Source organism: Polyangium fumosum, assembly GCF_005144585.1.
Taxonomy (GTDB): domain Bacteria; phylum Myxococcota_A; class Polyangia; order Polyangiales; family Polyangiaceae; genus Polyangium; species Polyangium fumosum.
Genome location: NZ_SSMQ01000010.1, coordinates 214,287 through 224,077, shown reverse-complemented (window position 1 = coordinate 224,077; position 9,791 = coordinate 214,287). Strand labels below are relative to the sequence as shown.

Below are 9,791 nucleotides of genomic sequence, written 5' to 3'. Positions count from 1 at the left end.
CGGGTCGAGCGAGGTCAGCGTGTCCGGCGCGCAATCGGAGAAGATCGGCTCCACGAAGACGCTCCTCGTCGGGGATCGGACCACGATCGTCTGCGGCGCGGCCACGATCCTCGTCGAGAACTCGGGCAAGATCACGCTGAGCGGCACCGAGATCAACATTTCCTCGTCCGGCGTGGTGTCCATTGCCGGAACGGAGATCGCCATTCGTGGCACGACCGTGGGCGTCTCTGCCTCGGGCCCCGTCGAGGTCGCGGGCGCGTCCGTCAAGGTGTCCGGTGATCCCGTCGACCTCAATTCGTGAGGGAGGGGCGTGCCATGAAGACGTGCAACAAGACGCCGCTCGCTCTTTCGACGTTTTCCAGCGTTGACCTCGAAGACGAACTTTTCCAGGTCGTCATCGCCAAGGGAGTCTTCGATATCGTGCCCGGCGCGCCGCTCGCGCTTGCGTCCGCGCAGGAGGTGATCGGGATCGACGAGGCCGTCCCTTTCAAGATCGGGACCGATATCCTCTGCCAGGCGACCGCGTACGCCCCGGGGGGTGTGCCGGTGCCCTCCTTTCGCGTCGGATGGTCCATGGGAGCGTCCACGAAACACCATACCGTCACTGGTCCGCGCGCCCGCGTGTATACGCCGCTCCTCGGCTGGTCGCTCTCGCCAATCGTACCGGTGCGGCAGGCGCCGCTCGGTGACGCGCTCGCGCACGAGGGCGAGGGATATCGATACCTGCGCGGCGACGAGGAGGTGATCCTCGAAAACCTGCACCCGGAGTATCCACGGCTCACGTTCCGCTTGCCGAACTTGCTCGTGGCGACGGCCCTGGTGGATCGCGTCGGCTTCCGGTATGGCAGTCCGCTCCGCCTCGATACGCTTTCCATCGACGTCGAGCGCATGCGCGCTGTCCTCGTCTGGCGCGCGAGCCCGCCCCTTTACAAAGACGGAGTGGCCCGTGTCGACCTCGCCATGCAGAGGAGGCCATGATGAGCCGCGAGCTCGCGCGCGCTTGCCCCGAGGCGGTCGTCCATTGCATCGCGCCGGACGTGTGCCTGACGCCGGCGCCGGGGGGCGGCATGGTGCCGGTCCCGTACAGGATCCTCGCGCGCTTGGAGCTCGCGGAGAACACGGACCCGAAGCACCGCATCAATGGCTATCCGGCGTTCACGATGAAGAGCCGGATCCCCCACGTGGAAGGCAATGAGGCGGGGACGGGTGGCGGAGTCGTGTCCGGCGTGAACCGCGGGTATTGCCGGCCGGTCGAGCATTCGACGACCTACAAGGCCGGCGGGGAGTGGATCGTCCGCGAGGGCGATCTCTTCGCGATGAATTGCGCGGGGCCCGATGGCGAGCCGAATACCTACGGGCGCCTGGTCATCGTGAACCAGGTGGCCGCGGCGCCGAGCGTGTCCATTTCCAAGACGGAGAAGACCGTCGTGGATCAAGCGACGGGGCAGACCGTCACCGAAACGGAGGAGGTGACGCGAAACCCGATCACGGGCGCGGAGACCGTGACGCAGCAGCGGACGGTGGTCGATCCGAAGACGGGCCGCGTGGAGTCGCAACGTGTCGATATCACGACGCATGTGGACGGGCGGCGGACGTACGTGGCGAACGCGGGGCTCTTCGATCCGGAGACGAACAACTACGGGTACAAGACGACGACGGGCGAGCTGCCGGCGGACGTGGGGGAGGTCGATCCGGACGGGCTCTCGGTGGACGAGGATGGACGGCTGTATCTCGGCATGGCGGAGGACGAGGGGTCGTTCGTTCCGTCGAACGAGCTTTACGGGAATGCGGAGATTTCGGATGATGACCCCGAGGTCCTGAAGGACCCGGAGGTGAAAGCGGCGCTCGAAGAGCAAGCGGCGGCGGAGGCGGAGATCGCCGCATTGGAGCAGGAAATCACGTGGGAAGGCGTGAAGCTCGGCGTGGACGCGGCCGGGCTCCTGGACCCGACGCCGGTGGCGGACCTGGCCGGCGCGGGGATGGCGCTCTTGGATGGAGATTGGGCGGGCGCCGGGCTCAGCGTGGTGTCGGCGGCGGTGCCGTTCGTCGGGGATGCGATCGCAAAACCGTTCAAGGGGACACGGGCGGCGGCGAGGCTGGCGGCGCTCCACCAGAAGATGGTAAAGCTCGTCGGGAAGCGGGCGAAGATCGCCGACTCGCTGAGGAGGACGCGACAGCGGATCAAGGAGGCGATCAAAAAGAGGAGGGCGGGCGGGGCGGGAGGTGTCGACCCGCCGAAGCCAAAGAGCCCGGGGGATGGGGGGTTTGCGCCGAAGAAGGTGGTGAGCCCGGGGCATACGGTGCCGACGGGGAAGGTCGGGGGGAAGCCGAGGGGGAGTGCCCGCACCATCAGGAAAAACATGCAAGAAACCGAAGTTAGATCTCTGATGCGTGAAAAGGAGACCGCCGACACCATGGCAGCGAAAGGATACGACGTGGAACAATGCCCGCCAGGGAAGGTAACGTCAAAAAATAAGACGAAGAAACCCGACTACAGGATCGAGGGAAAGTACTTCGATAACTACGCTCCATCGACCAAGAACATGGAAACAATTCGGGGAAGTTTGCTGGCAAAGGTGGAGGATGAGCAAGCGGATAGATTCGTGGTCAACCTCAACGACTCAGGATTCGGAGTGTCAGATATCAAGCAAATGCTGACAAGTAAACCAATTGAAGGGATGAAGGAGCTCGTCGTCATCAAGGGTGACGATGTCATTCATGTCTTCCCGTGAAGGTGTATCATGGCTACTTGCTACGACCTGATTCTCTTCGGGCCCAACAATCAACTCACCGTCGGTGAGGTACGTACTCAACTGCTCGCCCGATTCCCGCTGGAGACCTGCGACGACTGGATCGGAATGAACGGCCCCGGCCTGACGGTCACGGTCACGCCTCATGAATGGCCAGATAGTTCGCCGACTTTGAAACGACGGGGTGTGCGTGTGGGATTTCGGCATTATTACGGTAGGGAGGACGAGCCCGACGGGCATCCGCTCATGATGCAGATCGTGGACTGGCTGCTGCATGAATTCGATGCGGATGCGCACTTCAGCTTCGATACAGATCCGGACCGTGCGTACCTCGTGAAGACCAAGAACCGGATCCTCCTCGTGGAGGATGAGTTCTGGTCGAGTGGGGAGCCGTTATCCATCGACCTGATCACGCCCCCGTACGAACGCAGGAAGGTCAGCGGGGGGTTCTCGTTGGACGTCCGACTTCGTGATATGCGCACCCATCCCTTGACCGTCCGCGGCGCGCTTGTGGCACAATTTCATCTCAATATCCACCCGAAGTCGATGGAGACGGCAGAGGATGAACTCGTTCGGTTCCAAATCAAGAGATGCAGAGAGAACGAGGCGAAGGGGTACATGACCGAGGACCCGGATGGCGAGTACTTGAGCATCTATATTGATGCAAACGTGTTCGAGTATGACGGAGCCATCGATCGCATGCTCGGAATCATGCATTTCATGTTGAGGCAAAAGTACGCGGGCGATGCAAAGCTGACGTGGTGGTACAAGGGCCCACCGCTCCTGGAACGTACGGGCACCACGCTCACGCTCCTCGACGAACCCGACTTCTGGACCCCTGCACGCAAAGCCCTCTTCGAGCCGAAACCCTGACCGCACCGGATCCAGCGCCATGCCCGACACCCTCATCCCCACCTCCGCCGCCGACACCCCGACCCTCTACCCGCCGGAACCCGAGCCCGACGCGTCGCCGTGGCTCACGTGGATCCCCGGGCCCGAATCCTGGAACGCCGCGCCCACGATGCTTCTCCCGCCCCCGAAGCTCGTGCCTCCCGTGCCGATCCCGGAGGGCGTCTTCCTCATCCCGACGGAGCTGCTGCCGCCGCCGATGCTGGAGCCGGCCGCGCCGCGCGAGCCCTCGTCCATCCCGCCACCGCCGCTCGTCGGTCCGATCGCCGCTCCCGCTCCCGCTGCCGCTGCCGTCCCCGCTGCCGCTTCCGCCTCCGCTGCCGCTGCCGCTTCCGCTTCCGCGCCCGCCCCGCTCCCGCTCGACCTCTTCCCCCTCGAACGCGTTGCCCGCCTCGATGCAGCCCTGGCGCTCGTACCTACGGATGCCGCCAGCATCCTCGACGCCCATCAGCTCGACGGCGCCACCTTCCGCGCGCTCCGCCAGCACTGGCAAACCACCCTCCGCGCCGCCCTCCGCGACGGTGATCCCACCCTGCTCCATGCCTACGATGCCGCCCTCGTCGCCGAGCTGGAACGCCTGCGCGGCGTTATCACCCCGGACCAGCAGGAAAAGCTCGTCCACGCCACCGCGCGTGGACGCCGCTCCGAAGCATTCGCGAGCCTTCACCTCCCCCCGGTCGCCAGGCTGGCCATCGAGCGCGTCATGTTGAGCCGAGCTTGCATCCGCAGCTCGACGGAGTCGGCGAGCCCGTGATCGGAGTGCTGCCCCTTCGACATCGGAGTCGGCGAGCCCGTGATCGGAGTGCTGCCCCTTCGACATCGGAGCCGGCGAGCCCGTGATCGGAGTGCTGCCCCTTCGATATCGGAGTCGGCGAGCCCGTGATCGGAGTGCTGCCCCTTCGACATCGGCGTCGGCGAGCCCGTGATCGGAGTGCTGCCCCTTTGATATCGGAGTCGGCGAGCCCGTGATCGGAGTCCACCCTGTTCGACATCGGAGCCGGCGAGCCCGTGATCGGAGTCCACCCTGTTCGACATCGGAGTCGGGAAGCCCGTGATCGGAGTCCACCCTGTTCGACATCGGAGCCGGCGAGCCCGTGATCGGAGTCCACCCTGTTCGACATCGGAGTCGGCGAGCCCGTGATCGGAGTGCTGCCCCTTCGACATCGGCCTGCGCATGTGCCCCGCGCCGACGCCCTGGAGCGCCGAACGCTGCGCGATTTTCTAGAACGCCGAACCGCCCCGCTCTACGATGGTGCCTCCGGGCCTCCATGCGTTTGCCCTCCCTCCTCCTCGGTTTCGCTCTCCTCCTCGGGACCCCGGTCGTGTTCGGGCAAGACGCGCCCGACCCGCGCCCCAAGCCCACGGCCGAGGCCTTCGTGCACATCGAGGCCGACGCGCCCCTCTCGCTCCGGCGAAACGTCGGCCGTTTCGGAGACGTCGTCTGCGCCGCGCCCTGCGACCGGGGGATCACCTTCGATCCGCAGGACCGATTCTCCATCGAGGGCGTTTTCTTGGGCGCGCAGCCTTTCACGATCGGACAAGCGGGCCCGCGGGTCCTCTTGCGCGTCGACACGGGCAACCGCGGGGCGTTCTACAGCGGGATCTCGCTCGCCACGGCCGGCGGGGCCGCGGCGCTCATGTCGGGCATCATTTTTATCCTCGCGGCCGTCGGCGACGCGCTCGGGAGCGGGGACGGGGTGGAGGATCGGCTGAAATATGGGTGCCTTGGCGCGGCGATCGGCGGCGGCGTCGCCATGGCGGTCGGCATTCCGCTCCTCGTCGTGTCGCAAACGAAGGTCGAGGTCCTGCCCGATCCCCGCCGCGAACAGGCCCGCGGGATCGTGACCGTCCGGTTTTGAGGCGCGTCATGTCGAAAGGCCCCCGCGGAAAGACGGTTTGTGCGAGCGCCATGCTCCTCCTCGCCATGACCGCCTGCGCGCCGCCGCGCCGCCCGCCGAGCGAGCCGAAGCCCGAGAGCGTGGCCGCCGTGCCGGAGCAACGGGTGCACGTTCGGCTCGACGCGGATCACCCCGCGGCGAAGCTCGTCGAGGAGCGCAAGGAGAGCGATGTCCCCGTGTGCGCCGTGCCCTGCGAGCGCGTGATCCCGGTGCGCCAAGACGCGCGGTTCCACGTCGAGGCGCTCGGCGCCCGCTCCACGCGGAGCTTCTACCTGTACTCGCCGCAGGATCCCGTGGTTTGGCTCGACGTGAAGACGACCCCTCAATCGACGCACGACACGCTGTTTCGTGTCTTTCTCGGCACGATGATCGCGGGCGGCGCCCTCCTGGTCGCCGGGGCGATCGGCACCCCCTTCGCCGAGGAGAAAGGCACGCAGACCGCGTTCTCGGCGGTGGGTTTTACCGGGGTCGTGTTGCTCTTGCCCGTATCGGCCATCTTGGGCGGGGTGGCGACCGCGTATTCGACGAGCAACGTGACGTTCAAGGATCCGCGGACGAGGCCGGATCTGCGGGAGAAGATTCGTTAAGACCGGGAACGGCGCCGCTGGAAGGGACGCGCCGCCGCGGCGAGGAGGAGGGAAAGCAAGGCGAGAGGCGTTGTTTGCCGACCCGCGGGAGATGCGCCGACCACGCGGCAGCCACAGGATGCGTCGTCCGCGGGGTCGATGGGATCGGCGCCGCCGGTGCCTGCTGCGCCGCCACTACCGCCGGTGCCGCCCGCGCCGCCATGGCCGCCGCCGCCGCCCGCGCCGCCGTTTCCGCCTGCGCCTCCGCTGCCGCCTGCGCCTCCGCTACCGCCTGCGCCTCCGCTGCCGCCCGCGCCTCCGCTGCCGCCTGCGCCTCCGCTACCGCCTGCGCCTCCGCTACCGCCTTCGCCTCCGCTTCCGCCCGCGCCTCCGCTGCCGCCCGCGCCTCCGCTGCCGCCCGCCCCCGTGCATTCGCCGTCGAGGCAAACCCCGTTGGCACACGCCGTCCCGTCGGCAGCCGTCCTATCGAGCGGGCACGTGGTATCCACGCCGGTGCATTTCTCCGCCGCGTCACACGCGCCCGCCGCCGGCCTGCACGTGACCGTCGTGTCCGCGATCAAATCCGCCGTGCAGCCCTTGCCGACCCCGTCGCATTTCTCCGGAATGTCACACGGCCCGGCCGCCGTGCGGCAGATCGTCATGACGTTCGCCACACCGTCGAACGGGCAGTTGACGCCCGCGCCGTCACACATCTCCGCGACGTCACAAGGTCCGGCCGCGGGACGACACGTCACGCGTGTGCCCGCGCGGAGGTCGGTCGGGCACGCGGCGTCCGCGCCCGTGCACGATTCGGCGAGATCACACGCGCCCGCCGCCGCGCGGCAGGTCGTGCCGGCCGCGACGAGCGTGTCGCCGGGGCAGGCCGGCGTATTGCCGAGGCAAACCTCCGCGACGTCGCAGGCGCCGGCCGCGGCGCGGCAGGTGGTGCCGGCTGGGACGAGCGAATCGCCGGGGCAGATGGACGTGTTGCCGGAGCAAACCTCGGCGATGTCGCAGGCGCCCGCCGCCGCGCGGCAGGTCGTGCCGGCCGGGGAGAAGGCATTCGCAGGGCAGGTGACGCTGCTCCCGTTGCAACTCTCGGCGACGTCGCAGGCGCCGGCCGAGGCGCGGCAGGTCGTGCCGGCTTCCTTGAGCGCGTCCGCCGGGCACGCCGCGCCATCCCCCGGACAAAGCTCGCCGAGGTCGCAGATGCCCGCGGCCGCGCGGCAGGTGGTGCCGGCCGCCTTGAAGGTATCGGCCGGGCAAGCCACACCACTCCCCGTGCAGACCTCGGCCTCGTCGCAAGCGCCCTCGGGCGGCCGACACGACGTCCCCGCCGGCGCGATCGCATCCGTGGGGCAAGCGGCGCTGCTTCCGCTGCACATCTCCGGCACGTCGCATGCGCCCGCGGCCGCGCGGCAGGTCGTGCCGGCGGGCGCGTATTTGTTCGACGGGCAGCTCGTCGCGGAGCCATTGCACGTCTCGGCGACGTCACAGCCGCCGTTCGCCGCGCGGCACACGGTGCCGTTCACGGATGGGCCACACGTGCCGTTCATGACCGCGCCCTGGGCCACGCTGCACGCCTGGCAATCGGTCGCGACGCCGCCGCCGCAGGCACTGTTGCAGCACACGCCGTCCACGCAAAAGCCGCTCACGCACTCCTGCGCGACCGTGCAGGCCGCGCCGTTCGCGAGCTGATCGAAGAACTGGAACGCGTACGCCGCGCCGGCGCTCGCCGCGACGTACGAATCACCGTACGCGCCGACGAGGATGTCGTTGCCGTTGATCGCGACGCTGTTGCCGAAGGAATCACCGAGGCCCGTATCGCTCCACTTGAGGAGCGCGAGCTCGGACCAGGCACTGCCGCTCCGCGTGAACACGTAGGCCGCCCCGATCGAGAGGTTGCCCAGGGCCTCGGCGCGATGGGCGCCGACGACGGCCCTATCGCCCTGGATCGCGACGGCGGTGCCGAAGGTCATGTTCTCCGCGGCGTTGCTCGCGAGCAGCTTGGCTTGCTGGGTCCACGTATTCATGCTCCGCGTGAACACGTAGGCCGCTCCGACGTCGAGCCCGAACGCCGCGTTGTCATAGGGGCAGCCGATGAGCGCCGCGTCGCCGCTCAAGGCGACCGCGCTGCCGAACCGGTCGTCCGCCGCGCCGTCCGCGGGGCCGATCGAGGCCTGTTGCGTCCAGACAGACCCGCTCCGGACAAAGACGAAGACCCGGCCCGCCGAGGTCCCGTGCGGCGAGCCGACGAGGGCCGTGTTGGCCTCGACCGCGACCGACCGGCCAAACGCGCCCCCCGCCATCCCGGTGTTCGGCAGGAACTGGGTCTGCTGGGTCCACGTCGTGCCACTGCGCACGAAGACATAGGCCGAGCCCGCATCCACGCCGGCCGCGGTGTCGTCGCGATCGGCCCCGACGACGGCCGTGTCGCCGTCGAGCGCGACCGACAGGCCAAAGCCGTCGCCCATCGCCGCGTCGGACGCGAGGAGCTGCGATTGGAGCGACCACGTCGTGCCATTGCGCACGAAGACGTAGGCCGCGCCCGCATCCATGCCGGCCGCGGTGTCGTCGCCCGGGGCCCCGAGGAGCGCCGTGTTGCCGTCGAGCGCGACGGACCAGCCGACGAAATCGTTTTCGCCCGCGCCGGGCACGAGGAGCTTGGCCTGCTGGGTCCACGTGAGGCCATTGCGGACGAAGACGTACGCCGATCCGGCGTCCGCGCCGCCCGCGTAGCTGTCCCCGTCCGCGCCGATGAGGGCGGTGTCGCCGTCGATCGCCACGCCGCCGCCGAAATAGTCCGTCGATTGCGCGTCGGAGGCGGTGAACCGGAAGCGCGGAATGACCACGAGCGGATCGACGTGGAGCGGATAGACGGCGCCCGCGTCGTCGACGTGGATCGTGATGCGCCCGCCCTGCACGCCGAGCGAGGACGGCACGGGTTTGCCCGTCGCGTCGGCGACGAACAGCTCGCCATACCGGAGCCGGGTGCTGCCCTGCGCATCGACGAGATCGATCACGTCCCCCTTCGGCGCGAGCGCGGGCACGAGGCCATCCGACACGGCCATTTCGAGGTCGAACCCGCTCTGGCAGCCCGGGTCTTTCGTGACGTCGAAGCCCTGCTCGATGCCGAGCGGGCCGTTCATGTACCACTCCGTCACGTCGCCGCGCTGGTACTCCGTGCGGTTGCCCGAGGCCACGGGCTCGGCGGGGTCCGGCGCGCGGAGGTCGCCTTTGCAGCCGAGGCCCGCGAACGCCATGGAGACCTGGAACGCCTCGCCCGCGCCCGCGGCGCTCTCGATCCGGACGGCCGAGGCATCCATGGCCGCGACGAACCCTTGCGCGGGGTTGTCCGCGCGGAGCGGCCGCCCCGGCTCCACCCGGGCGAAACGATAGGCCTCCCCCGCCTCGGCCTGCCTCGCCGCGATCGCCGCGGCACGGAGCGCGCTCGGCATCGGGGCCGTCGCGGGGCTCGGGCGCGTCTCCACGTCGCGGGGGCGCGGTTCGGGGGCGCCACTTCGCTCCCCACACGCCGTCGCGCCGAGGAGGTACAAGATTCCGAGCGAGGAGAGGGAGGTCGCGCGCATGCGCGAGCCGTACTCAAATCACGGCGCGGCGTCGAGGGGGCGCTCGTCACATTTGAGCGAACGTGATTCGCATCTTTG

Annotated in this window: 8 protein-coding genes and 1 pseudogene; 8 read left to right on the top strand and 1 reads right to left on the bottom strand. The window is 68.6% G+C overall.

The features are described from left to right. From E8A74_RS12650 to E8A74_RS12620, 8 genes and pseudogenes are all read left to right on the top strand, one after another. Positions 1-301: hypothetical protein (locus E8A74_RS12650; RefSeq protein ID WP_211365345.1), on the top strand; the 301-nt coding region annotated here is incomplete at its 5' end. A gap of 14 nt (positions 302-315) precedes the next feature. Continuing rightward, on the top strand, positions 316-978 hold the full coding sequence (locus tag E8A74_RS12645; protein ID WP_136929234.1) for a DUF2169 domain-containing protein: 663 nt from the start codon (positions 316-318) through the stop codon (positions 976-978). Then, positions 975-1,310: pseudogene (locus E8A74_RS55985) on the top strand (PAAR-like domain-containing protein); the annotation flags it as partial. The gene E8A74_RS12645 and the pseudogene E8A74_RS55985, both read left to right, overlap by 4 nt. A 60-nt stretch (positions 1,311-1,370) precedes the next feature. Then, on the top strand, positions 1,371-2,732 hold the full coding sequence (locus E8A74_RS12640) for a CdiA C-terminal domain-containing protein (protein ID WP_232379518.1): 1,362 nt from the start codon (positions 1,371-1,373) through the stop codon (positions 2,730-2,732). 9 nt (positions 2,733-2,741) lie between these two features. Further along, positions 2,742-3,623: a hypothetical protein gene (locus E8A74_RS12635; protein ID WP_136929232.1), complete on the top strand. Its 882-nt coding sequence runs from the start codon at positions 2,742-2,744 to the stop codon at positions 3,621-3,623. A 19-nt stretch (positions 3,624-3,642) separates the two neighbouring features. Continuing rightward, positions 3,643-4,413, top strand: a complete 771-nt coding sequence (locus E8A74_RS52200; RefSeq protein ID WP_170229079.1) for a hypothetical protein — start codon at positions 3,643-3,645, stop codon at positions 4,411-4,413. A 514-nt stretch (positions 4,414-4,927) separates the two neighbouring features. Continuing rightward, positions 4,928-5,518: a hypothetical protein gene (locus tag E8A74_RS12625; RefSeq protein WP_136929230.1), complete on the top strand. Its 591-nt coding sequence runs from the start codon at positions 4,928-4,930 to the stop codon at positions 5,516-5,518. An 8-nt stretch (positions 5,519-5,526) separates the two neighbouring features. Then, on the top strand, positions 5,527-6,144 hold the full coding sequence (locus E8A74_RS12620; protein WP_136929229.1) for a hypothetical protein: 618 nt from the start codon (positions 5,527-5,529) through the stop codon (positions 6,142-6,144). Here the strand turns inward: E8A74_RS12620 and E8A74_RS12615 are convergent. Next, on the bottom strand, positions 6,141-9,713 hold the full coding sequence (locus tag E8A74_RS12615) for a hypothetical protein (RefSeq protein ID WP_136929228.1): 3,573 nt from the start codon (positions 9,711-9,713) through the stop codon (positions 6,141-6,143). The genes E8A74_RS12620 and E8A74_RS12615 overlap by 4 nt on opposite strands. Positions 9,714-9,791: the final 78 nt, after the last annotated feature.

Excerpts from the sequence above, each read along its gene's own strand:
- E8A74_RS12645 (WP_136929234.1), top strand. The coding sequence starts at position 316 with ATGAAGACGTGCAACAAGACGCCGCTCGCTCTTTCGACGTTTTCCAGC.
- E8A74_RS12635 (WP_136929232.1), top strand. The coding sequence starts at position 2,742 with ATGGCTACTTGCTACGACCTGATTCTCTTCGGGCCCAACAATCAACTC.
- E8A74_RS52200 (WP_170229079.1), top strand. The coding sequence starts at position 3,643 with ATGCCCGACACCCTCATCCCCACCTCCGCCGCCGACACCCCGACCCTC.
- E8A74_RS12625 (WP_136929230.1), top strand. The coding sequence starts at position 4,928 with ATGCGTTTGCCCTCCCTCCTCCTCGGTTTCGCTCTCCTCCTCGGGACC.
- E8A74_RS12620 (WP_136929229.1), top strand. The coding sequence starts at position 5,527 with ATGTCGAAAGGCCCCCGCGGAAAGACGGTTTGTGCGAGCGCCATGCTC.
- E8A74_RS12615 (WP_136929228.1), bottom strand. The coding sequence starts at position 9,713 with ATGCGCGCGACCTCCCTCTCCTCGCTCGGAATCTTGTACCTCCTCGGC.